This is a genomic window from Aliidongia dinghuensis, assembly GCF_014643535.1.
In the GTDB taxonomy this organism is placed as follows: Bacteria; Pseudomonadota; Alphaproteobacteria; order ATCC43930; family CGMCC-115725; genus Aliidongia; species Aliidongia dinghuensis.
Genome location: NZ_BMJQ01000004.1, coordinates 352,553 through 376,029, shown reverse-complemented (window position 1 = coordinate 376,029; position 23,477 = coordinate 352,553). Strand labels below are relative to the sequence as shown.

Sequence of the window (23,477 nt, the reverse complement as noted above, 5' to 3'; positions counted from 1 at the left end):
CGCCAGAGCCAGGCTGATGGTTGCGACGGCGATCCGGATCGTTTCCATGTCGAACGTCATGATGGTTCACCAGATCGCTGGGATCAGCCGGGCCGTGTGCGACATGTACGCGGCATATTCCGGGAAGGTCGCGCGCAGCAGCCGCTCCTCGTTGAACATCCGCCTCAACTGAAAGGAGAAATGTATGGCGATCAGAACGGCCGCCATGACCGAGGCGTATTGAATGAAGACGCCGATGATCGCGACCTGCTCCGCGAAATAGAGCGGGTGCCGGACGACCCGGTAGGGGCCGTTCGAGATCAGCTTCCTCGCCTCGGCCATGATGCTGAACGAGCGGCCGAGATGGGACAGGACATAGACGCAGAGCGCGTTGCCGGTCAGGATCAAGCAGGTTGACGCGATATGCGCCCCGATGCCGAGATCGGTCCGGGGCGACAGGAACAGCATCCCGATGAAGATGAGGTTGGTGCCGACGAACGCGGAGATCCGTGGCTGCCAGCCTTTCGCCTGGGCAAGCGGGCTCGCGCGCACGATCGTCAGATAGCCCATCATCGCAAGGAAGGAGATGACCGCGACCTTCGAGGCGATCCTCGCATAGTCGAGCTCGGTCATCGGTCGGTCGCCAGTAAGCGCGCTTCCGATGCCCAATGCCACGACGGTCGCAAGCAGCAGGAACCAGGCAGCGACCACCCCTCGAACCAGCCGATCAGACATGGGACGCCTCCGTTAGAACGGCATGAACAGCAGGGTGAAGAACGCGCCGGTGATGGCGAGGGCATAGGGCGCCATCTGCTGGGTCGGATCGAACAGGGCGAGCTTCACGCCGCAAGCCTGAAACAGGCCGCCGACCGCAACACCGATCGGCGTCCAGCGGCAGAGCAGGATGGCGAGCGACAGCAGGCCACCCAGGATCGCCGTCATCGTCGTGAGCTCGATGAGCGGCGTGCCCCAGCCGGCCCAGAGAGCCGTCGCGGCAAACAGCTTCACGTCGCCGCCACCGACCTTGTTGAAGGCGAACAGGACGAAGCCGGCCGCAAAGGTGATGCCGAAGGCCGCGCCGTGCCACAGGACGTCCGAAAGGGAGAGGCCGCTCGCCAGCGCGAACACGGGAAACAGCAGGAAGATGGCGAGCGGGATCCTGTTCGGGATGCGGTAGGTCGTGAGGTCCGTCCAGCTTGCGATCAGCAGCAGGGCCGCGATGATCGCGATGAGCAGCACCGCAACCATGGTCACTGCCCCTCGCCCTTCTTTGCCTTCAGCTGCTCGATGTTCTGGGAGGCGATGGTGTTGTAGTTCGGGCTGTCCTCCATGGCGCGGGCGAGATAGGTCTCCGCCGCGGAGAGATCACCGCGCTGCATGGCGACATAGCCGACATTGTTCAGCACCGCCGGCAGCTCGTGGCGCGGCACGTCCTTGACCGCGGCCGCGTAGTTGCCCTTGGCGGCGAGGACCAGGCGGACGTTGTTCTGGATGGTTTCGCTGTCCGGATCGATGCCATAGGCCTTGCGCAGCTCGACCATCGCCTCGTCGGGCTTGCCGGCAAGCAGCCGCGAATAGCCGAGATTGTTGTGCAGGACCGCGGAGTCCGGATTGGCGGCGAGTGCGTGAGAATAGGCTTCCTGCGCTTCCTGCGGCTGGCGCTTCAAGTCGGCGAGCAGGCCCAGACCGTTCCAGCTCCGCCACAGTGACGGATCGGCTTCGGTCGCGGCGCGGAGCGCCTTGGCCGCTTGCTCCCGCTGGCTGAGCGTCAGACCGACCAGGCCTTCGCCCTGCAGGGCGCGGGCGTGGAACTCGGCATTCTGGGCCAGTTCCTCGTAAATGGCCCGGGCGTCACCGGCCTTGTCCGAGCCCAGCAGGCACTCGGCCATGCCATATTTGGCCGCCAAGGACTTCGGGTCGGAGAGCAGGATCTGCTGATAGATCGGCATCGCCTCCTCGAAGCGCCCGTCCTGCCGCGCCGCATCGGCGGCGGCGAGAAGCGAGGGGATCGAGGCCACGGGCGGGGCCGAGGTCACAGGCCCGCGGGCGACGCCGTCGCCACCGGGCATGGTGCCGCAGGCGGCGACGAGGAGGAGCAGCGTAGCCGCTCCGAGCTGGCGCAGAAACATGCTTGAGCCTCTTGAGGTTAGTCGTTCAGGCCATGCCCGGCCTCGGGGTGTGTTACTTTGGGTTGCGTTACTGTGGGGCGCGTTACTGGGCGTCATGATTCGGCTTCGAGAGCTGGCCGTCGAACGGCAGCAGATCGCGGCCAAGTTCGAGCCGGACGGCGCAGCCCAAGTCCGGGTCGGCGCGAAGCACGACAGCATTCGGCAGGAGCCCGGCCAACTGGCGTGCCGTCGCCTCAGCGTCGGGACGATGGAACAGCGTCGTCTCGGCGTGATCGAAGCTCGTGGCGTTGGTCAGCCGGCCGGCGGCGATCTCGTGCGCAGTCAGGAAGTCCCGCACGCGCCGCGCCATCCCGTCCCGGCCGGCGCCGTTCGAAACCTCTAGCGCGCAATGCGCCGGCGCCGGCGTCGCCAAGGGCGCCGGTTTTGCGACATCGGCGGTCGGGCGAGCGGCATCGACCGGGCTCGGCACCGTTGCCGGGGCCGGTAGCGTGACGGCCGCGGCGATGACCCGCGCGTGCCCGTTCTCCGCTCGGGCGCCTTGGGGCGGCGCCAGCGCCTCGCTCATGACGGGCGTGCGCGGCGTCGGGTCGTACGGCACCAGGCCCGCGAGACTGATCTGCCCACCGCGCAGGGCCGCGAGCTGAACGGCGGCAAGGGTCGGCGTGCCATTGGCGGACGGGGCGAGCCGCTTGTCGTCGGCGGCGAAGCGTTCGATCGTGACAGGGTGCCGATCGGTGAGCGCCGCGGCCGTAATGGACATCGTATCTATCGGTGCCAGCGGATCGCGATTCGCGTAGCCGATTTCCATCGGCACGCCGCCATCCCTCGGCGCAAACGCGCCGGCCGGGAGGCGCAGTGTCAGTTCCTGCAGTCCCGTGCGGTCGAGCCGCGGCCGATTGGCATCCTCGTCGACCGGCGGCTCAGGTGCTTCCGGTGGCTTGCTGTCGGCGACCTGGATGTTGCCGCGGATAGTCGGATTGGCCGGATCGATCGATGCCGCCTGGGCGAGCAGCTCGCGCGACGCGGCGGCGTCGCCCGCCAGCGCCGCCGAAATCGCCATGTTGTTGAGCGTGTCGGCGCCGTTCGGCTCGAGGGCCAGCGCCTTCGTGTAATAGGTCTTCGCGACATCCGGCCGATGCAGCTCGTCATAGGCGGCACCGATTGCGTTGAGTGCGGCGACCGACGTCGGGTCGATGGCGAGCGCCTTCTCGAACATCACGATGGCGAGGCCGGCGCGATCCGCCCTCAGGTGGTCCTTGCCAGCCTGGTAGGCCTCGGCGAAGGGCGTGAGCTCGGTGGATGCCGGCATCGGCAGCGGGCGCACTTCGGGCATCATCGTGCCGCCGCACGCGGCAACGAGCAGGGTCGTGGCGAGCGGGGCGTATCTCATTGCAGGAGCGCCTTGAAGGAGGTGTGCAGAATCTTGTTTCCGACCGGCGTCAGGATCGCGATCATCAGCGCCGGCAGCAGGCAGGTGGCCAGGATGATGGTGAGCTTGACGGCAACCTTCTGGCCGAGCTCCTCCGCCCTGAGCAGCCGGTGCGCCCGCATGTCGTCGGCGAAGGCCCGGAGCGTCGCCGCCATGCTGGTGCCGAGCTGATCGGACTGCACCAGCAGGTTGACCATGGACGTCGTCTCCTGGATGCCGGTGCGGTCGCCGAAGCTGCGGAAGGCTTCGGCCCGGGGGCGTCCGGCACGCAGCTCGCTGCTGATGTGCAAGAGATATTTCGAGATGACCGGGTGCATCGTGGCCAGCTCCTCGCCGACCTTGAGGATGGCGGTGTCGAGGCCGAGGCCGGCCTCGGCGCAGACGAGCAGCAGATCGAGCGCATCCGGCAGGCCTTCGCGCACCGCCTGCTGATTGCGGGCCCGCCGGCTGCTGACGTACATCAGCGGGGCAATGAGCCCGAGAGCGGCGGCGAACAACGCAAACATGACCGTGTTGCTGAGCGTGATGTCGGGCTTGACGAACGGCAGGACCGCCGAAGTGACGAGCGGCAGCGCCACCATCAGCAGCATCCGGATCGTCGTGTAATCCTGCACCGTCTCCGGCCCCTCAAATCCAGCCTGAAGCAGCCACACGCGGTTGGTCAGCCGCTCCTTTTCGCTCGCCTGAAAGCGGCGTCCGAAATAGGCCAGAAGACCGCTGGACGGCTTGCCGAGGCGAATCGTCGCCACGACCGGCCTTTTCTCGAACAGTGTGGCGATGCCGAAGACAAACGCCGCAGCTGCCGGGAACATCAGAATGTACGACAGGTTGAACATGGCGCCCTCACACCCGAATATTGACGACCCGCCGGATCATCACGTAGCCGACGACCACCAAAAATACGGCAAACCCCAAGATGCAGGCCGGAATCGGGTCGTCCATAATCCCTCTGTAGTATTCAGGATTCATAATATTCAGAAGGAACACGACGCCGACCGGTAGGGCCGCAAGGATATTGCCGGACATCCGGCCTTCGGCGGAAATCGCCTTCACCTTCATCTTGAGTTTTTGCTGGTCCCGCATGAGCGTCGCCAAGGACGCCAGGATTTCGGCGAGATTGCCGCCAGTCTGGGACTGAATCCGGATCGCCGAGACGATGTATTTCAGCTCCTCGACCGTGTGCAGGCGCTCCGTCATCTTGGTGAGCGCGTCGCGCAGGTCGAGGCCATACGACATGGCGTCGTAAACCCGCTTGAACTCGCCGCCGATCGGCGCCGGCATTTCCCGGGCGATCATGGCGATCGACGGCGGGATCGGATGGCCGGCCCTGAGCGAGCGCACCATCGTATCGAGCGTCTCGGGCAGCTGCCGCGTCAGCTTCTTCATCCGGCGCGCCCGGAGCCGGGTGAGCAGGAACAGCGGCAGCAGGATGCCGAGGCCCGCCCCGGCGCTGACGCTGGCGAGCGGATTGAAGGTCAGCAGATCCGCCACGACGACCACCAGGACTGTGAGCAGCGTCATGGTGAGCAGAACCCGCTCCGTGCGTACTGTCAGGCCGCAGGTCTGCACCAGGTTGTCGAAGCCGCGGATCGGTGCCGTCAGCAGGATTTCACGCAGCCAGGGCGAGACGCCGTCGGCGAGCGTTGGGCGCCTCAGCCGCAGCTGGTTCGCCGCAACCTTCGCCTCTTCGCGCATGTCCTCGGTAAACACGAACCAGCCCTGGATCAGGGCGAAGATGGCGCCGACCAGGACGACATAGAGGATGAGCGAGCTCATGGGCGGCCCTCCTATTCGAGCCGCCGATGCGGCGCGAAGAGATCGGTCGGGATCGAGACGTTGAGGCTGTCGAGCTCTTCGGCGAATTTCGGGCGAATGCCCGTCGATTCGAAGAAGCCGTGGATGTTGCCGTCGGCGTCGGTCGAGGTCCGGCGGAACCGGAAGATTTCGTTCATCGAAATCACCTCGCCTTCCATGCCGGTCACTTCCTGGACCGAGATGACCCGCCGCCGGCCGTCGGAGCCGCGCGTCAGCTGCAGCACGATGTGGATGGCCGAGGCGATCTGCTGCCGGACGGTGCGGGGCGCCATGTCGAAGCCGGCCATGCCGATCATCTGCTCGAGCCGGCTCAAGGCATCGCGCGGCGAGTTGGCGTGAATGGTGCTCATCGAGCCTTCATGGCCCGTGTTCATCGCCTGCAGCATGTCGAACGCCTCGCCGGCGCGTACCTCGCCCAGGATGATGCGGTCCGGGCGCATGCGGAGCGCTGCCTTGACGAGATCGCGCTGGGTGATTTCGCCCCGCCCCTCGACATTCGGCGGCCGGGTTTCCATGCGCCGCACCATCGGCTGCTGCAGCTGCAGTTCGGCGGCGTCTTCGATCGTGACGATCGCCTCGCTGTGGTGAATGCAGCCCGACATGGCGTTGAGCAGCGTCGTCTTGCCCGAGCCGGTGCCGCCCGAGATCAGGATGTTGAGCTTGCCGCGCACCATGGCGTCGAGGACGCTGCTGACCTCGGGCGTGATCGAGCCGGTCGCGATGAGGCGGGCCAGGTCGAACGGCTCCTTGGCGAACTTGCGGATCGAGAGCAGCGGCCCGTCGACCGCAACGGGCGAGATCACCGCATTGATGCGCGAGCCGTCCTTGAGCCGGGCGTCGACGATCGGCTGGCTCTCGTCGATGCGGCGGCCGACCTCGGCGACCATCTTGTTGATGATGCGCAGCAGATGGGCGTCGTCCTTGAAATGGACGGTCGTGACCTCGATCTTGCCGCACCGCTCGACACACACCTGGCCGTAGGTGTTGACGATGATGTCGTTCACCGTCGGGTCCTTGAGCAGCGGCTCGAGCGCGCCGAAGCCCAGGAGCTCGTCGAGCACGTCGGCGATCAGCTGCCGGCGATCCTGCTCGGAGAACTGGAACCCGGCTTCGCGCTTCAGCATCTCGCGGATGATGCCGCCGACCTCCTGCTCCAGCTGCTCGCGCGGCGTCCGCTCGACGACCGGCAGATCCAGGATGTCGATCAGCTGCTGATGCAGCCGCACCTTGAGGTCTACGAACGATGGCTGCGACGCGGCGATGCAGATTTGCGGCGTGCCCGCCTGCATGTCGGCGGCGATGGCGGCGTTGGCTTTCCGGCCCAAGAGTGAAGCAAGCATCGTTCTCTCCAAAATTCGCTTGTCGACCAAAAACTAAGCACGCATATCCGTCAGTTCGGATTCGGGTAGCAGGACTGCACCGCGATCTGGCTGAACGGCGATGGCATCACCTTCGGGAAATAACCGGTCAGCGATGTGATCGGGTGGACGATCGTGACTTTCGTGCCCGAGATGCTGCCCGGGAAACTGCAGGTGCCGACCGTAATTTCACTCGACGCGGCCGAGGACGAGGCCCAAATATTGGCGGCACCGTTATAGGCTGCGGTCGAAATATTGCAGTTGCTGACCATGTTGCAGCGTGAAACCTCGTCGGCGACGTACTGGATACTTGTATAGTTCCAAATGACGTTGCCGAGTTCGATCGTGGCGAAGATGAAGGCCAGGTAGAACGGCAGGACCAGGGCCGCCTCGATGGCCGCTGCTCCCCTTTCGTCGCGGGCAAGTCGCATGGGTCGCCTCTCACTGAGCGGGGATCAGGATCTTCCACGCGAGCGTCGACGGAAAACCGCTCCAGGAACCGAGCGTGCTCTGGCTGGGCGCCGTGCCGACGATGCTCAAAAACGTAAGGTCGCCGCTCGGACAGGGCGGGCTTTTCCCGCTATCCGTCAGAACGGAATTGCCGTCCGACGCCGGGGCGCCGCACCAGACCAGGGCCGAACGGTGCGGGTCTGCGCTGATCGTCACCGTAAGCGGCGTCGACGTCGTGGCGGCCGACTGGATGTTGCTGAGCGTGACCGAGCCGTTGACGATGTAGGCCTTGCGTGCATAGGTCGCTGCGGCCTGTGTCGCGTGTATGACTTCCATGTCGTTCACGAACAACGTGCCGAAGTCGTAGATGGCGAAGAGCAGCAGCAGCAGGAACGGCGATATCAGCGCCAGTTCAACGGCAACCGCCCCCTCGTCCCGATGCAGCAGATGTCGAAGGCTCATCTTGACGCCTCCTATTCCGATAGGGACGTGGTGGTGATCGTCCCGCCGCCGATCCCGTTGCCCGGCAGGCAGCCGTTCGTGAAGCTCGGCGTGCCGCCGACGGAGACATATTTCGCCACGAGCCCCGTGCAGCCGCTGATCCCGGAGGTCCCCTGCATGGTGATGGTCTGCTCCGGCATATAGATCAGCCCGGAGAACGTCCGCTGGCCGTTGCCGGCAAAGGTATTGTTCGTGCTCGACGGCGCTCCGTTCGACGTGGATGCCGGTGCTGCCCGGTCCTGGAAGAACAGCACGCACGTGCCGCTGCAGCCGGTGCCGCAGGACGTGCCGGGCGCGCAGAGCGTGATGGTGCCGCTGGTGACACCGATCGTCGCATAGGAGCTTGTGCCGTAGGTACCCGAGCCCTCGCCGTGGGTCAGGTAGAACGTCACGCCGGCGTTATCGGACGTAACGGTGGCCTGGGCACTCGAGACGCAGAAGCCCTGGCAGCCGCCGTCGCCGCCGGCGATGTAATAGCTGCCCGCCGGGAAATTGGTCGTGCCGGAACCATTGAGGTTGATCGAGCAATATTTCCGGCCGGGGATCGCGGTGCCAGCCCAAGTGAAGCAGCCCTCGGTCAGCGTGAACTTCGCGCCCGACCCGCCGCCCGTGTCCGGTGTCGCCGTTGCGGGGCTCGTCGGCATCGCCGTGTAGGCGCCGGGATCGCTGATGCCGGTGATGGCCGTGACCTTGCCGCCCGAGACGGTTGCGGTGATCTTGGCGGCCGTCCCGGTCCCGCCAGTCACGGTGAAGGTCCGCGTGCCATTGGTGTAGCCGCTGCCTTGGGCACTGACGGTGGCAGATTGCACGCCCAGCGGCGGCGTCGGGAACACCATCGATGCGTAGGGATCGACCGTTGCGGTGCTCGTGATGACCGACGACGCGGGCAGGACACTCGACGAATTATAGAGGAAGCAATGGGAGGCGCTGGGGCAGTTGGTGCTGATCGAGGCCACCACCAGGTTGGTGATGTTGACCTTCGCCTTCGAGCCGTTGAACGAGATGCCGCCCTGCGGCGTGCCGCTGACGTTCTGATCCTTGCCGCCGTCGATCGCGATGCCGCAATTGGCGCTGAGGTCGCCAACGCCGGTGACCGTCACAGCGGCGGGATCGTTCGCAAGCGCCAGGACGCAGTCGGCGCCCTCCGTCTGCGTCGTCGTGCTCACGGCGATGGCATAGGCGCCGATCTTCGGCGCGGACACGTTCAGAGCCGAGCCGAGCATGATCGTCTGCGTCTGGGTGATCCACACCTCGACGGCGTTCGCGTTGCCGTAGAACGGGGAACCGCTTTTCGTCGGCGGCGAGACAACCGTCACCTGAACGCCGTTCGTGCCGCTGTTCTTCCAGCCATCCTCGGCCGCCACCGACAGGCCGTTGAGGCCCGGCGTCCAGCTGCAGGCGGAACCGCTGACGCAGGAGCCGGTGCCGGCGGTGAGTGCCCGCGCGGCGCTCACCGCAGCGGCATCGGCGGCACCCTGCATCGAGCGCTTCGTCTGGAACCAGAGGCTTGCCTCGGCGGCGAGCCCGGTGAGCCCGATCAGCATGGTCAGCAGGAATGCTGTTGAAACCGCCACGCCGCCGGAGGAGCAAGCAAAGAAGCGTCGCATGGTAGAGATTCCGAAATGGAGGCTCTGTTTCGGGACCGCCGTTACTGCTGCTGCGACTGTTCGGACGTGTGGTCGTAGACCTTCCCGCCCTCGAGCGGCAGCAGCGGCCGGTAGACTTTGTTGTTCAGGTAGCGGTTGACCGCGTTGTCCACGCGCTGCCCGTTGGTGCTGGGGTCGCCGCTCCATTGCGGCGTCGGATTGATCACCTGGGCCGCGATGTTGCTGTTCACGGCGTTGCCAAAGTCCCGCGACAGCGGCTCATGCGGATCGGCGCAGCCGCTGAGGGCGAGGCCGACGAGGAGGATCAGGCGTTTCATCGGAACACTCCCAGCGTTAGCGGATGATGTGGCCGTAGCGCCCGGTAAGCCCGCCATTGCTCGGCGGCAGACCGGAGTCCGGGTTCTCGGTGTTGCCCAACAGGAAGATCTGCGCGTCGGACGGCGGCACGAAGCTGTCGGTCGGTGCCTTGAGCGTACCCGCGGGCGCCGGCTGCACGAGGTGGGGCGTGATGATGATCACGAGCTCGGTCTCGTTGTTCTGATAGGACGGCGAGCGGAACAGCGCGCCCAGCACCGGCACGTCCATGATCCCCGGAATGCCGCGGACCGTGTCGTCGAAGTCGCTCGAGATCAGGCCGGCGATCGCGAAGCTCTGCCCGTCGCGCAGTTCGACCGTCGTCCGGGCCCGGCGGGTGGCGATGCCCGGGATGGTGAAGCCGGTGAAGGTTACCGAGTTCGTCTTGTCGATCTGCGACACTTCGGGCGCCACGACGAGGTTGATCAGATCGTCGATCACCGTCGGCGTGAAGGCGAGGCTGATGCCGAAGGGCTTGAACTCGACCGTGACGGTCGGCACGCCCGAGGCCGTGTTCTGCGCGACCGGCACCGGGAACTCGCCGCCGGCGAGGAAGCTCGCCGTATCGCCCGACATGGCGACCAGGTTCGGCTCGGCCAGGATCTTGACGGCGCCCTTGGACTCGAGCGCGTCGATCAGCAGCTGGAACGTGAAGTTGCCGGCGACCGCCGAACCGGCGATGGTCGCGAAGTTGCTCGTGTCGACCGGATCGAGCGGCGCGAGCTTGAAGCCGTTGCCCCCGATGTTGCCGGCGCCAGGCTTGCCTGCCGAGATGAACGGATGGAAGTTGAACGCCTTCGAGACGTTCCGCTGCATCTCGGCCACCTTGACCTGCAGCATGACCTGTTGCGCGCCACGGACGCCCAGGTTGTTGAGGACCTTGCTCTTGTCCTTGTCCTTGTCATCCTCAGTCACGAATTTCCGCGCGATTTCCATCGCTTGAGTGACCTTGGCCGGGCTGCCGACAGTGCCGCTCAGCGCGATCGAGTCATTGATCGCGCGGACCTCGATGCGGTCGTCCGGCATCATCTGATGCAGCGCCGCCTTGACGCCGTCCACGTCGGCGCCGACGGTCACGTCGAGCACGGCCAGCAGCTGCGAATTCTGCCCATAGACCGACAGGTTGGTCGTGCCCACTGCCTTGCCGAGCAGATAGAACGACCGGTCGGTGAGCGCCACTGCATCGACGATCGCCGCGTTGCCGACCGCGATGCGGCCGACGGTCTGGCTGACGCGCAGCACCTGCGACTTGTTCAATGCGATGGTGAGCGCCTGGGGCGCCTGCAGGGAGGGCTGCGGCGTCACGGTGACCGACTGACTCGGCTGCGCCGTGAAGCCCGGCATCGGGTGCGCCAAGGAAGCGGCGACAGCCAATGCGAAAAGAAGCTTGCGGACCATGAATGTCCCTTTCCTCAAGGTTCAGCGCCTTACAAAACCCACTACTTCCGGCTTGCGGTCTGCACGCCTCGCACGCCTTGGTAGCCCTCCTTGGTCACGTCGTAGGTCGTCGAGTCCGTCCCGCGCAGGATTTCCACCTTGGGGCTGGGCTTACGGACGACCACCGGTGTCGGATCGTTCTTCGGCTTGCTCGGCACGAGATCGGCGACCGACAGGCTGCGCGGCTGGACCGCGTCTGGATTGGCGAAATTGCGCAGCGCCAGGCTGAGGTTGCCGATCGAGGCCGCGAGCGTCAGCTTCTGGCCGTCGTCCGGCGTCACTTCGAGCGTCACCGCCTTGGCCACGACCGGCTTGTCCTTCTTGTCGTCGGCCTGCTGATCGACGCCCAACACCTTGACGTTCTGCAGCAGGATGTCGTTCCGCTGGTCCTCCGGCGCATTGCTGTTCGTGTTGCGCGTAAGCAGCACGTCCACCCGGTCGCCGGGCTGCACGAAGCCGGCGACGCCCTTGACATCGTTCACGCTGATCGTGACCGCCCGCATGTCCTTGTCGATGACGGTGGAGAGAATGGCTCGTCCCCCCGTCCCGGAGACCTTGCTGGCGAGGATCGGCTCCTCCGGATCGATCGTCCGCAGCACGACGCGGTCCTCGGCGGGACCGGCGAGTTGCTCGATATCGTTGAACGCGCCCGGCGGCACCGCCGCCGGCGGATACTCGATGAGCTGCAGCTTTTCGGGCGTAAGGCGGTCGCCGAAATTCAGCGCCGTCTTCGCAACGACGATCTTCACCATGCCGCTCGGCGCCGGGGGCTTCTGCACCCATGCGATCGCGACAAATCCCAGAAGGGCGGAGACCCCAAGCAGGGCCAGACCTCGCGCTTTCATGTGCTTCTCCTGCCAAACCAGACAGTTGCGAGACAAATAGACAAAATAATTATCTATTGAATTCGATCTTTTTATTTAAAAACGAATAATAAACGGTCGGCTGAAGACGATATCTCGATGAACATGCCTCCAGCCGACGTTCATCAGGCCGCGATCCCCGCCGCTGCGTTGGCGAGTGCCGTGCCGACGGCTGTGAAGATGTTGTTCACGGCTGTCCCGGCCGCCGTGGCGCCCGTTACGATGGCGAGGGAGATAAGGCCGGCAATGAGGCCATACTCCAAAGCTGTCGCACCGGAATCGTCCCGGAAAAAAAACACGATGGTCGACATGTTCTGCCTCATCGGTTGTGGGTTCTTCTTCGGGAACGAAAGACGAAGCGCTTCGGCGTCTTATCCGCCTCACCACTTCGTCTTTCGTGATCGGCCAGTTAGGCAGAAACCGCCGTCGCCGCAGTGGCGAGCCTCGTGCCGATGGCCGTGAAGATGGTGTTGACGGCAGTGCCGGCCGCCGTGGCGCCCGTCACGACCGCGAGGGAAATCAGGCCGGCGATGAGGCCATACTCGAGAGCCGTCGCACCGGCATCATCCTTCATGAGGCGAGTCACAAGCTTCAGCATCCTATTTCTCCAAATCAAAGGCTGCCTCGTGGCAGACGGGGCCAAACCCCAAGGTTTCCGGAAGGATTATTCTTCCAGGGCTCGCCTCACCGAACGGGCCTGCAGGCTTGAATGCGGTTTGACGAGGCGGGCTGGCACCTGCCGACCCACACCAGGATCAATCCTAAAATTTTAGGATAATCTCAGGGAAATTTTACCCAACCGGCAATTGCGCTGAATACACCCAGAATTCGTCACCGCCAACATACGCTTGTAGTCCGATTACACGCATAGATGCGATCGATATACAGTCGGCGCGATCCTGAATTGGCACTACTTTGTTTGCATACTGGCGATAGTGTAAGATTTTCTGACAGTGTAACCATTTGTGACAAATTTTAGTTTTCTGTTCATGACTTTTCTGCGATCTTACTTGCGGCTACTCAACGGCCAAACAACCAACTGCTGAGCGTCCGCGACACCCCGCGCGACGGGGAAGGACGCCTGGAGGGCTTCATGCAAGTCCAATTCGAGGTGGCCAGCGGCGTGGGCCAGTCTACCGCCGCCGTAGAGCAAGCGGACTTGGATAGCGTCTTTTTGAATAGTGCCTCTGGGGACTCCGGCGAGGAAATGTCCGCGGATCCGGTACGATCGCTGCTCTCGACCCTCATCGTCGACGAAATGCCGTTCCTCGAGAGGGTCGCGCGGCGCTGGCATCGCAAGGCGGAGGATGCCGAGGACCTGGTCCAGCAGACCATCGTCCGCATGCTGGCGAACGCCCATGCCTGGCAGCCCGGCTCGAACTTCCAGGCCTGGGCCTTCACCGTGATGCGCAACCAGTTCCGGGCAAACTGGAGCCGCGGCCGTCGCGAAGCCGACGCGGTCGCGGAAATGGAACGGAGCGGCCCCGTGCAGACGCCGGACAAGAGCGAGACGCGGCTTATAGTTCGTGACGTGCAGTCGGCGCTCGCGCGTCTCAGCCAGCACCAGCGCGAGACGATCCTGCTCGTCGGCGTCGAGGGCAAGTCCTATCAGGCGGTCGCCGAAAGCCTGGGCATCTCGGTCGCCGCCGTGCGCTGTCACCTGGCACGCGCCCGGGAGCGGCTGCGGATGGCCGTCAACGGAACGGAGACGGCATCGCCCTGTGACGGGTCGCCCAAGCGTCCTCCCCTCGCCCGCCCCGCCGGGCGGCGGCAGGCGACATTGCAGAGCGGCGTCTTCACCAGCACCAATCGGCCGCCACACCTGGGGGCTTTATGAGCGGTGCGCACCTTCCGCCTCGGGCATCCGGCACGATCGCTCCTTAGCGATCCGTCGTGCCGGGTCTCCGAGGCCATTTCGCAGTTGCGTCATCGATTTTTTTGAGCTTGTCGCCATTTATTTTGATTTTATTTAAATAAGACCGGTTCGACCGCGTCTGGTCCGAATGACGGATGGCATCGGCGATATGGGCCGTGCTACACAACAAAAATAACATCAACGGCTCGAAGAACGCCGAACCATCCAACGATGAGCGAGCGCGACAAAGAATGGCGCAGCGTAACCATTATTACGACACGTCGATGGCGGAAGCGCTGGAAGCCCAGCAGCAGGCGCTGACCGAACTCGCCAACCTGGTCGACCGGCAGAGCGCCATGATCGCCGGCCTGACGATCGCCATCGGTGGGATCGTCGACCTGATCGGTGATGCGGACCTGCGCGAACGCATGGAACTGCACCTGCGCATTGCGCTCGAGCAGCAGGTGCCGGAGGTGACCGGCTCGATCATCAACACGATCTTCGGCCCGCAATAGTTTAGGGAAAGCGGCGCGAGCGGAAAGCTGCTAGCGGGCTCGGCTTGATGCCGGTTCTGCTTGGGCAAGGGACACGCGAGCCAATACCCGATCTTCCACCGCCATCCCCCCGCCTGCGCGGGGATGGCGGGAAAATATCGGCCAGATGGGGTGGACGGCTCCCACTCCCAGCGCCGTTGCGAAGATCTATGCGGTCGTGCTCATCAATAACCTGCTGCAATAGCCCGGATCACCCGGCGCAATTTTTCGTCGAAACACGCAAAACTTCCGCCACGCCCGTCTGCTACCGTCAGCGTCGATGTCTCATCGGACGCGGGCGGTGGAACGAGTGGCGGCGGTATCGGCGAAATCACAGACCGAAATCAGGCCCTTGCCGGAACAGGGTGCCTATGGCGAACGGTTCGGCAATGCGTTCGGCCTGAAGCGGACGCCGACGCTGGTTGCGACCAGGATGCACCACGCCCGCATCGCCGTGACCCGGTTGCAATGCGCCGAGCCCATCGACCTCACGACCGGCAGTTTCGAGCCCGAGCCGGCGTTCAGCATCGGCTTCGCCCTGCAGGATCTGCTCGTCCACCGGCTCTGGCTGGGCAGGCGCCTCGTCCATAGCGACGGCTACCGGCAGGGCTCTGTCAGCATCGTCGATCTCGAGAGCCGGCCCAGTGCTCATATCAGTTGCTCGTTCGATTGCCTGCAGATCTATGTCCCACGCGACGCACTCGACCAGATGTCGGCGGAGAACGGTGCGCGGCGCATCGAGACGCTCACCTGGCCGCGCGGCGCGCGCGACCCGATCCTGGTCGACCTGGCGCGGCTGCTCGAACCGGCGTTGATGCAGCCCGGGACCGTCGAGACCTTCTTCATTGACCATGTCATGCTGGCGCTGCAGGCGCACATCGCCCATACCTACGGCGGCATGCGCCAGAGCCCGGCCGTGGTCCGCGGCGGACTCGCCTCCTGGCAAGAGCGCCGGGTCAAGGAGTTCATCGAAGCGCGTCTCGACGGCAGCGTGTCCATCGCCGACCTCGCCGCAGAGTGCGACCTGTCGCGCAGCCATTTCGCCCGTGCCTTCAAGCAGACTTGCGGCGTGACGCCGTACCAGTGGCTCATGCGACGGCGCATCGAGAATGCGAAGGTCCGGATGATCGAGACCAACGCGCCGCTGTCCGACATCGCGCTCGCCTGCGGCTTCTCGGACCAGAGCCATTTCACCCGTGCATTTTCATCCATCGTACGGATGAGCCCGGCCAACTGGCGGCGCCGGCGTATCGCCTGAGGCGCACCGCCCCGCGTCGCGGTCCATTTTAAATAAATTTGAAAGTATACTCTCATCTTCCCGCCAATATTCGGCGGTCGACGACGCGTCCGCATCTTATTTAACCGATGCTTCATTGGTGGCGATTTATCTCATATTCAATCTTGTTTCTGGCCCGAGGATAGTGCGCCATGAAAATTGTTCGACTGCTCGCCCTGGCGGGAGTGTTTGTCGCTTTCACAAATACCGCTCGGGCCGGCAACATCGATTATTCGACAAGCAGCTTCGCGATCAGCGGCATCGGCGCCGAATACAGTTCGATCTATGATTCGTTTGTCATCGCCGGTACCTCGGGCAAGGTCAACCCGAACGCGACGCCCCATCTCGACTCAGTCGAACTTGGCACCTACACCTTCACCGTGGGCCCGCACTGCGTTACCTGTGCGCAGACGCCGTCGGGCTTCACCACCGGCTTCAACCTCACGGTCGGCGGGCAGACCGAGGGCATCCTCCTGCCGTGGTCCTGGTCCAGCAACAAGACCACGGATTCCCTGGTCGTTGGCACCGCGGCACCCCTCACCTTCTCGCTCGGCACTGAATCCCTGACCGTCACCGGCCTCAGTCTCGGCACGCTCCATTCTACGGGCGGGGTCGTGACCGGCGACGTCCTCGCCAGCTTCAACTTCAGCCAGATCATCACGCAGCAGGCGGCTACCACCTTGCCGGAGCCCCGCTCGCTCGCCGTCTTCGGCATGGGGCTGCTCGGTCTTGCCGGCCTCCTCGCCTGGCGCCGGCGTGCCTGCAAGGGGGCTGGAGCCGAGGCATGACCGACCGCGCGACGGAGCAGGCACCCAGCGACGCGCTCCCGATCGTCGATGGCCTGAAGCAGCCGCTCGAGCGGATCTCGGAGGAGAAATTCGGCGCGGCCGCCACGCTGCTCGAAGAGATCCGCCACGTGCCGGGCGTTCAGCAGGTGCTGGATCACGTCCGGCCGCGTCTGGTGAAGGTACGGCCACAGCGCAAGCCCAACCTGCAGCGCCTGTTCTACCGGCCGCTCGAAGACCTGATGACCGACGGCGCCGTCTCGCCCGGCTCCGGCCTGCTGCCTCGGCGCCTCCCGGCAACGCTGTGGCGCTACCTGCTCGAGGCGGGCGACGTCGAACCGCGCAAGCGGCTGGAGGCCGCGCTCCGCCGAACCAAGATCGGCGACGAGGTCGGCCAGATGGCCATCGCCCGGCGGCTCTGGCCGTGGGCGGCAGACGCGCTCGCCGCCCTTGCCGCCGAGCCCGTAGCCGTGATGCGCGCGCTCGGGTCCGAAGCCGGGTTTATCGAGGAGCTGAAGCTGATCCAGACCCTGTGCCGGGTCGCCGAGGCTGTCGAGACCTTGAGGGCGGCGCTGCCGGCCCGGCCCATCCCTTCGCTCAGCGACGCGCAGATGGGGCTGGTCCGGCGGATCGTCACAGAAAGCGCCGGCACCGATCCGGACAAGGTCTACGCCCTGGTGCTCACGGTCATGGTGCGGATGGCCCGGCCCATGGAATTCTTGCACAGCTTCATGGGCCTGACGCTCGGGCTCGCGGCGGCCGACCGGTCCCGGGTGTTCGATCGCCTGGCGCCCCTCGTCGTGGGCGAGGTGAGCGATCGCGCCCGGCAGCTTGAAACGGTTCGCCGCGAAGACCTGGTCGGCATGGCCGATCACGCGCGCGCCTTGATCCACGGGCTGGATGCAGCCGAGCGGGTGCTGAGGAACGACCCGGACACGCGCCGGCATCTCCATGAGGCTCGCAAGACCGCAGAGGCGGCCGTGGCGCGTCTGGTCGATGATGCGGCGGCACAATTGCGGACTGCGGTCGCGCTCGGCGCCGAGGCGCCGGTCGCGGCACTCGTCGACTGCGAGAACAGCATCCTGGCACTCCGGAAATGCCAGACCTTCGCCGGCCGGGTCGGGCTCGACCGCCTGGTCGACGGCACGCTCGGCAAGCTCGTCGCCGACGTGCGGCGCCGGATCGAGGCCCTGTTCGACAAAGTCGGTGGCCGCACCGGCACGCTCCTCGATCGCGGAGCGGCGATGCTCGAGCTTTACTGGGCGGTCCGCATGACCGAACTCGCGAGCAGCCCCGACGCCGCCGACCGGCTGCGGCGCGAAGGCCTGAGCCTCATCGACTGATTGTCCGGCAAGCTTGATTGTCAGGCAAGTTCGGGCAGCAGGTGGTCACGCCATAGCGGGTCCTGGCAGTCGCGGCGGAAGAAACCGAAATGGCCGATCCGCTTCATGCCGACCTCCGCCGGGCTGAGGCGCTTCATCCGGCGCGCCGCACCGGCATAGCAGGCGTGGAGCGCCTCGGTATTGCGCGCCGACATGAACTCGTCGTCGGAAAAGGACAGCGAGACGATCGGCAGCGCCAGCGCCGCATAGGCGCGCCGCGCGCCCGGTCCCTCGGCCCCGGCGGCATAGTCGGGATCGAGGCACCAGCGACGCCACTGCCACATGACGCCGGCCGGCAGATCGCCGACCTTGCGCAGGCGCCGTCCCGGGAAATAGCCGCAGAGCGCCGTCGCAACCGGTGCCACGACGTACCAGAGCCACCATGCGAACCGCCGGAGCGGCAGGGCGTTCTCGCGCCAATAGCCGCTGCCGCTCGCGATCGTCACCATCTTGGCGATGCGCTCATGACCGGGCACGAACGGCAGGATCTGGCCGCCGAGACTATGGCCGATCCAATAAAGCGGTGCCGCGCCGAGCCGCTCGGCGAGCGCAGTCGTCACGGCGTCGCAGTCGAGCCGGGCCCAGTCGAGGATATCGACGTCGAGCCGGCGCAACCCACCCCGGCGCGAGAGCCCAACGCCGCGATAGTCGAAAGTGGCGACGAGGAACCCCTGCCCCGCCAGCCATTCGGCGAAGGCGGCGTAGAAGGTCTGGGTAACGCCCATGGCCGGCACGATCAGCACGCCCGCCCGAGGAGCGCCTTTGGCAGCGCCCGATGGCCGGAACAGCCGCATATGCACGGCATCGCCGTCGCCCGTCGGGATTGCCAGCTGTTCGAACCGGTCCATGTTGTTCCTCCATACTACGGGTATGCAATGCTAGCGCATCCGCAGCGGAATGCTGGAGGATTATGACGCGGCGAAGCGTCGTTGGTCCTGGTCGTAAAGCGTCCAGTCACGTCCTTCGTCGAGCAGCAGGGTGGCGGTCTCGAGATCGATCGGGCGGGAGAAATAATAGCCTTGGCCGATGTCGCAGCCGAGCGCGCGCAGGATCTTCGCCTGTTCCGCCGTCTCGACGCCTTCCGCCACCAGTTCGAGGCCCAGGTCCTGCCCGAGCTCGATGATCGTCTGCACCAGGCGCAGCGCGTCGGGGTTGTCGACGATCTCGATCACGAAGGAGCGGTCGATCTTCAGCACGTCGAACGGGAAACGGTGGAGATAGCTCAGCGACGAAAAGCCCGTGCCGAAATCGTCGAGCGACAGCTCGACCCCGCGGTTCTTAAAGTCCTTGAGCAGCTTGACCATGCCGACTGGGTCGTCGAGCAGCACACCCTCGGTCACCTCGATCTTGAGCAGCCGCGCCGCATCCGGATCCCGATCAAGAAATTCAAGGATCTCCTGGGCGTTGTTCGGATCAGCGATCTGCCGCGGCGACATGTTGACGGCGACGGTGAAGCGATCGGTTCGCGGCACCCGGTCGACCCAGCACTTCGCCTGGGCGGCGGCGGCGTCGAGCACGTATTTTCCAAGATCGAGGATGGCCCGCGTCTCCTCCGCGATCGGGATGAACCGGCCCGGTGGGATCTGGCCCAGCTCGGGATGCATCCAGCGCGCCAGCGCCTCGAAGCCGCTGAGCCGTCCCGTATTGAGGTCGATGAGCGGCTGATAATTGAGCAGAATGTCGCGGTTGCGGATCGCGTCGGGCAGATCGGTCTCGATGCGCAGCCGGCTCCGGCTCTCCTCGCGCAGCGCCGCATCGAAGAATTTGATCCGGCCGCCACCGGCGCGCTTCGCCTGCTCGTGCGCGGCACGCGCCGACGCCAGCAGCTCCTGCGGCGTGCCCGCCTCGGGCCCGCTCAGCGCGAAACCGACGCTGGCGTGGACCGGGATCGCCCGTTCGTCGATCGCAAGCGCCATCGGGAAGGCAGCGGCGAGCGTGTCGATTGCCCGCCTGACGCGCGCCGGGTCGGCCGCATCCAGCAGCAGGGCGAACTCGTCGGCACCGATACGCGCGCAGATCTCGTCCGGCCCGATCAGGCCCTTCAGGAACCGCGCGATCTCGATCAGGATCCGGTCGGCGATCCGCGTGCCGTAGGCATTGTTGAAACGGCGGAAGCGGTCGACGTTCACCACGACGACCGCGCGCAGCGCGTCGGACGGCAGGGCGTCGAGCCGCTGCAGGAAGAAGATGCGGTTGTTGACCTCGGTCAGCGGATCCTCGTAGGCCGCCGTCTCGAGTTTTCGCTCGTTCTCCTTCTGCTGGGTGATATCGCTCCAGATCAGGAAGGCATTGCCGTCAACCGTCTCCTCACGGCTGATCTTGAGCCAGCGCCCATCGGCGAGGCGCTGCTCGCCCGGCGTGCAGAGCACGGCCGCCCGGTCCCGGTCACCCCCGACGACCGCCTCGAGAAAAATGTCGCCGTCCTTCACCCCGGAACCCGCGTGGCCCAGCAGCTCCTCGACCCGGCTGTTGCACACCAGGATGACGCCGTGCCGGTTCAGCAGCATCATCGCTTCGGTCGAAGATTCGAGCGCCTCGACCAGGCGCCCCTCGGCGAAGCGCCGCTGCGACTTCTCCTTGGCGACCATCTCGCGGATGCGCTGCTGCATCGCCGTCATCGAGCCCAGAAGCGCACCCGCCTCGTCGTTGCCGCCTTCGGGAATGCGCGCGTCGAAGTCGCCGCCGGCGATGCGGTCGGCCACGGCAGCCGCCGAGGACAGCGGCCGCACGATGCGGCGCGACAACAGGACGGCGAGCAGCAGGGAGATGGCGACGGCGAGCGCCGTCAGCATGAGGCTCATCTGGTGCGCGAGCCCGGCGACGGCGCTTGTCGTCTGGCGATTGGCGAGACCATCGGCGGCCATCTGCTCGATCAGCGTGTCGAAGGCGGCCCTGAGCTCGTTGGATTGCCGCAGCAGCGCGTCGGCGTCGGGGTTCGCTTCCTTCTTGAGCGCGAGCCAGGCCTTCGCCAGGACCCGCACGTGGCGGACCTCCGCCACGGCGTCGGGCGACGAGGCGCGCGTCTCGGCTGCATCCAGGTCGTCGAAGAAGCTCTTTCCCGGGCCATCGGTGTCAGCCGTGGTGATCTTGCCGGCAAGCGCCGGATTGTTCAGCTGCTCGAAGGTCGTGTTCGCCGCGCGCGCGTAGCTGATCGCCATCAGCGGCCGGTCATAGGTCTCGATGCCGAGCACCCCGACCCGGCGGATCTCGCTCGCGCCCCAGATGCCGAGCCCGCCAGTGATGGTGCTCAGGCCGAGGAAGGCCAGAAGCATCTTGCTCCGGATCGATCGCGAGAGGCCTAACCGGGACAACCCGAGTTTCCTCACGGCACGGTCGGACGAACGGCCGACCAAGTCGGGAGCCCGCCGCCAGTCGCCAGCAGCTTGCCCGCGTCGAACGGCCGGCAGGACCGGTCGGAGTCAGCCGATGTGGTATCCAACTCCCCAGGCACCGCCGCCATCGCCGGGAAGGCGAGCATCGACAGCAGGCAGCCGTGGAGGATGGGGCGAGCGATCATGAGATCATTCAACGTAGAAGGGATCAACATAGCGTTAACACTTAGCGTTCTCATCACCCCGGCACGGTCATTCGTCATGATTCTGTCCGATAGTTCCTCTTGCTGCCGTAACAAAAACACCCGAAGGATCGACGGCGATGGTGGCGGGCCGCCCAGACGCCGCCCGCCTAGTTCCGAAAGGGTCCCGCCCATGGCTTCGAAGTTCCGCATCGGCGCCACCGCCTACACGAGCGACGGCCGGCGCTATTTCGTCGACGAGGTCGAGGACGGCATCGTCTATTGCTCGTCGCCAAGCGGTGCCGAGACGGAGTTCCCGGAAGCGCGCCTCATGACCGAGGCGGAATGGGCGAAACGCGCCGACGCCAAGCGCCTCGACCTCTATCCGCGCCTGAAGCAGGCGCCGGCCTACACGCGCGCGCCGCGGCTCGACCGAGCCGCGGCCGAGCAGGTGCTGCTCAAGGTCGAGCGGCTCGAGCCCGGCATGCTCGATTTCGTCGCCTACGAGGCGGCGCGGAACATTCTGGTCGAGGCGGGCGAGCAGGACCTGGTCGAGGGCCTGTCGATCGTGAAATGCCGTGCCGTGTTCGATTCAGCCGAGCCCGCGGTCCGCGCGGGTCTCTTGGCCCAGACGATGGGGGTCGCGGCGGACGTGCTCGTGGGCGCCGCCCGGCTCGGCGACAACCTCATGCGCGCGATGGTCGCCAAGGGTTTGGGCGACCGCGAGGACGCGTTCGAAGCGTTCCGCAATCGACGGCGCGGGTAGCGAGAAAGCGGCGCGGCCTCATCCGGGGCCGCGCCGTCGTCTCGACCGGCTTCAGTGCCGTTCGAACAGGAACCGGGCGCGGATCGTGCCGGGAATGGCGCGCAGCGCCTCCAGGATTTCGCCGGTGTCGAGATCGCCTTCCGCGTCAACCACCGAGTAGCCGATCTCGCCCTGCGTCTGCAGGTACTGCCCGGTGATGTTGGCGCCCCTCTGCGAGAAGACCTCGACCAGCTGGGCAAGCAAGCCCGGCACGTTCTGGTGGATGTGCAGGAAGCGCGTGCCGGCCGGACGCACAGGCAGCTGCGTCTGAGGAAAGTTGACAGCGCCCAGGCTCGAGCCGACGTCGCTGTAGTCGGCGAGCTTGCGGGCGACCTCGACGCCGATCCGCTCCTGCGCCTCGGCGGTGCTGCCGCCGATGTGCGGGGTCAGGATCACGTTCGGTAGGCCGCGGAGCGGCGAGGCGAACTCCTCGTCGGCGCCGGCGGGCTCGACCGGGAACACGTCGAAGGCGCCGCCCAGGAGATGCCCGCTCTTGAGCGCCTTGGCCGCAGCCGCCAAATCGACAACCGTGCCGCGCGAGGCATTGATCAGAAACGAGCCCTTGCGCATCGCCTGGATCTCGGCGGCGCCGATCATCCCGGCCGTCTCGGCCGTCTCCGGCACGTGAAGCGAGACCACCTCGGCCTCGCCGAGCAGCGCCGCGAGGCTGGGCACCGGCCTGGCATTGCCGAGCGGCAGCTTGTCGGTGTGGTCGTAGTAAACGACCCGCATGCCGAAGGCCTCGGCCACGATGCCCAGCTGCGCGCCGATGTTGCCGTAGCCGACGATGCCGAGCGTCTTGCCCCTCACCTCCCAGCTGTTGGCGGCCGACTTGATCCATTCGCCGCGATGAGCGGCGGCACTCTTGGGCAGGATGCCGCGCATCAGCATGACGATCTCGCCCATCACCAGCTCGGCGACGCTGCGCGTGTTGGAGAACGGCGCGTTGAACACCGGGATGCCGCGCCGGCGCGCCGCCGGCAGGTCGACCTGGTTGGTGCCGATGCAGAAACAGCCGAGCGTCACCAGCCGGTCCGCCGCCGCCAGCACCCGGTCGGTGATCTGGGTCCGCGACCGGATGCCGAGGAGATGGACGCCTTTGATCTTCTCGAGCAGATCCGCCTCGTCGAGCGCCTTCGGCAACCGCTTGACGTTGGTGTAGCCGCTCGCCGCCAGGGTCTGGATGGCAGAATCATGGACGCCTTCGAGCAGCAGAACGCGGATCTTGTCCTTGGCGAGCGACAGTTTGGTCATGGAACGTCCCGTTGCGATGGAGGAAACCCGGAATTGCTGGCCTGAGCGTCTGCGAGTATCCGCATTCTCCCGGCCGCAACTCAAATGAAACAGGCGCAAGGCTCCGCTGCGGTGCGGGATGGGTTGGCGCTTGTGTCCACCCGTGGGACGG

At 65.6% G+C, this 23,477-nt stretch carries 25 protein-coding genes; 6 read left to right on the top strand and 19 right to left on the bottom strand.

Annotation, left to right across the window (positions count from 1 at the left end; all coding sequences use genetic code 11):
* Nucleotides 1–66: 66 nt before the first annotated feature.
* The 15 genes from IEY58_RS10045 to IEY58_RS09975 form a co-directional block, all read right to left on the bottom strand.
* Complete coding sequence (locus IEY58_RS10045; RefSeq protein WP_189045148.1) at nucleotides 67–714, bottom strand: methyltransferase family protein; 648 nt, start codon at nucleotides 712–714, stop codon at nucleotides 67–69.
* A gap of 12 nt (nucleotides 715–726) precedes the next feature.
* On the bottom strand, nucleotides 727–1,227 hold the full coding sequence (locus IEY58_RS10040; RefSeq protein ID WP_229743638.1) for an A24 family peptidase: 501 nt from the start codon (nucleotides 1,225–1,227) through the stop codon (nucleotides 727–729).
* Between the two features lie 2 nt (nucleotides 1,228–1,229).
* Nucleotides 1,230–2,108, bottom strand: coding sequence for a tetratricopeptide repeat protein (locus tag IEY58_RS10035; RefSeq protein ID WP_189045144.1), 879 nt, complete (start codon nucleotides 2,106–2,108; stop codon nucleotides 1,230–1,232).
* An 82-nt stretch (nucleotides 2,109–2,190) separates the two neighbouring features.
* Nucleotides 2,191–3,498: a LytR C-terminal domain-containing protein gene (locus IEY58_RS10030; protein ID WP_189045142.1), complete on the bottom strand. Its 1,308-nt coding sequence runs from the start codon at nucleotides 3,496–3,498 to the stop codon at nucleotides 2,191–2,193.
* Entirely contained in the window at nucleotides 3,495–4,373 is an 879-nt protein-coding gene (locus IEY58_RS10025; RefSeq protein WP_189045140.1) for a type II secretion system F family protein, read from the bottom strand. The genes IEY58_RS10030 and IEY58_RS10025 overlap by 4 nt, the downstream gene beginning before the upstream one ends.
* A 7-nt stretch (nucleotides 4,374–4,380) precedes the next feature.
* A complete protein-coding gene (locus tag IEY58_RS10020) occupies nucleotides 4,381–5,313 on the bottom strand; it encodes a type II secretion system F family protein (protein ID WP_189045139.1) in 933 nt (310 codons plus the stop codon).
* Between the two features lie 11 nt (nucleotides 5,314–5,324).
* Entirely contained in the window at nucleotides 5,325–6,692 is a 1,368-nt protein-coding gene (locus tag IEY58_RS10015; RefSeq protein ID WP_229743624.1) for a CpaF family protein, read from the bottom strand.
* 50 nt (nucleotides 6,693–6,742) lie between these two features.
* Complete coding sequence (locus tag IEY58_RS10010) at nucleotides 6,743–7,141, bottom strand: TadE/TadG family type IV pilus assembly protein (RefSeq protein WP_189045137.1); 399 nt, start codon at nucleotides 7,139–7,141, stop codon at nucleotides 6,743–6,745.
* A 10-nt stretch (nucleotides 7,142–7,151) separates the two neighbouring features.
* The gene (locus IEY58_RS10005) at nucleotides 7,152–7,622 is read right to left on the bottom strand and encodes a TadE/TadG family type IV pilus assembly protein (protein WP_189045135.1); all 471 of its coding nucleotides are present in this window, start codon (nucleotides 7,620–7,622) and stop codon (nucleotides 7,152–7,154) included.
* 11 nt (nucleotides 7,623–7,633) lie between these two features.
* Nucleotides 7,634–9,268 (bottom strand): pilus assembly protein TadG-related protein, encoded by a 1,635-nt coding sequence (locus IEY58_RS10000; protein ID WP_189045133.1) that lies wholly within the window; start codon nucleotides 9,266–9,268, stop codon nucleotides 7,634–7,636.
* Between the two features lie 41 nt (nucleotides 9,269–9,309).
* Nucleotides 9,310–9,585, bottom strand: a complete 276-nt coding sequence (locus tag IEY58_RS09995; RefSeq protein ID WP_189045131.1) for a hypothetical protein — start codon at nucleotides 9,583–9,585, stop codon at nucleotides 9,310–9,312.
* Between the two features lie 16 nt (nucleotides 9,586–9,601).
* Nucleotides 9,602–11,020, bottom strand: coding sequence for a type II and III secretion system protein family protein (locus tag IEY58_RS09990; RefSeq protein ID WP_189045129.1), 1,419 nt, complete (start codon nucleotides 11,018–11,020; stop codon nucleotides 9,602–9,604).
* A 41-nt stretch (nucleotides 11,021–11,061) separates the two neighbouring features.
* Complete coding sequence (cpaB, locus tag IEY58_RS09985; protein ID WP_189045128.1) at nucleotides 11,062–11,904, bottom strand: Flp pilus assembly protein CpaB; 843 nt, start codon at nucleotides 11,902–11,904, stop codon at nucleotides 11,062–11,064.
* Between the two features lie 143 nt (nucleotides 11,905–12,047).
* Entirely contained in the window at nucleotides 12,048–12,233 is a 186-nt protein-coding gene (locus tag IEY58_RS09980) for a Flp family type IVb pilin (RefSeq protein WP_189045126.1), read from the bottom strand.
* Nucleotides 12,234–12,331: 98 nt separating this feature from the next.
* Nucleotides 12,332–12,520, bottom strand: a complete 189-nt coding sequence (locus IEY58_RS09975; RefSeq protein ID WP_189045124.1) for a Flp family type IVb pilin — start codon at nucleotides 12,518–12,520, stop codon at nucleotides 12,332–12,334.
* Between the two features lie 609 nt (nucleotides 12,521–13,129).
* Here IEY58_RS09975 and IEY58_RS09970 point away from each other — a divergent pair.
* The 5 genes from IEY58_RS09970 (at nucleotide 13,130) to IEY58_RS09950 (ending at nucleotide 17,714) form a co-directional block, all read left to right on the top strand.
* Nucleotides 13,130–13,759: an RNA polymerase sigma factor gene (locus tag IEY58_RS09970; protein WP_189045122.1), complete on the top strand. Its 630-nt coding sequence runs from the start codon at nucleotides 13,130–13,132 to the stop codon at nucleotides 13,757–13,759.
* A gap of 269 nt (nucleotides 13,760–14,028) precedes the next feature.
* Nucleotides 14,029–14,292, top strand: coding sequence for a hypothetical protein (locus IEY58_RS09965; protein ID WP_189045120.1), 264 nt, complete (start codon nucleotides 14,029–14,031; stop codon nucleotides 14,290–14,292).
* Nucleotides 14,293–14,662: 370 nt separating this feature from the next.
* Nucleotides 14,663–15,568 carry a helix-turn-helix transcriptional regulator gene (locus IEY58_RS09960; RefSeq protein ID WP_229743623.1) on the top strand — a complete coding sequence of 302 codons (906 nt, stop codon included), beginning with the start codon at nucleotides 14,663–14,665 and terminating at the stop codon, nucleotides 15,566–15,568.
* A gap of 170 nt (nucleotides 15,569–15,738) precedes the next feature.
* The gene (locus IEY58_RS09955) at nucleotides 15,739–16,374 is read left to right on the top strand and encodes a hypothetical protein (RefSeq protein ID WP_189045119.1); all 636 of its coding nucleotides are present in this window, start codon (nucleotides 15,739–15,741) and stop codon (nucleotides 16,372–16,374) included.
* Entirely contained in the window at nucleotides 16,371–17,714 is a 1,344-nt protein-coding gene (locus tag IEY58_RS09950) for a hypothetical protein (RefSeq protein WP_189045117.1), read from the top strand. The genes IEY58_RS09955 and IEY58_RS09950 overlap by 4 nt, the downstream gene beginning before the upstream one ends.
* A gap of 20 nt (nucleotides 17,715–17,734) precedes the next feature.
* On the opposite strand, the gene IEY58_RS09945 is transcribed toward IEY58_RS09950, so the two are convergent.
* The 3 genes from IEY58_RS09945 to IEY58_RS09935 are packed head-to-tail and all read right to left on the bottom strand — an operon-like array spanning nucleotide 17,735 to nucleotide 21,270.
* A complete protein-coding gene (locus IEY58_RS09945; protein ID WP_189045115.1) occupies nucleotides 17,735–18,601 on the bottom strand; it encodes an alpha/beta hydrolase family protein in 867 nt (288 codons plus the stop codon).
* Between the two features lie 60 nt (nucleotides 18,602–18,661).
* Complete coding sequence (locus IEY58_RS09940; RefSeq protein WP_189045113.1) at nucleotides 18,662–21,025, bottom strand: putative bifunctional diguanylate cyclase/phosphodiesterase; 2,364 nt, start codon at nucleotides 21,023–21,025, stop codon at nucleotides 18,662–18,664.
* 50 nt (nucleotides 21,026–21,075) lie between these two features.
* Entirely contained in the window at nucleotides 21,076–21,270 is a 195-nt protein-coding gene (locus IEY58_RS09935) for a hypothetical protein (RefSeq protein WP_189045111.1), read from the bottom strand.
* 190 nt (nucleotides 21,271–21,460) lie between these two features.
* On the opposite strand from IEY58_RS09935, the gene IEY58_RS09930 reads away from it, so the two are divergent.
* Complete coding sequence (locus IEY58_RS09930) at nucleotides 21,461–22,033, top strand: hypothetical protein (protein ID WP_189045109.1); 573 nt, start codon at nucleotides 21,461–21,463, stop codon at nucleotides 22,031–22,033.
* A 51-nt stretch (nucleotides 22,034–22,084) separates the two neighbouring features.
* Here IEY58_RS09930 and serA read toward each other — a convergent pair whose 3' ends face one another.
* A complete protein-coding gene (gene serA, locus IEY58_RS09925) occupies nucleotides 22,085–23,326 on the bottom strand; it encodes a phosphoglycerate dehydrogenase (protein WP_189045107.1) in 1,242 nt (413 codons plus the stop codon).
* Between the last annotated feature and the right edge of the window lie 151 nt (nucleotides 23,327–23,477).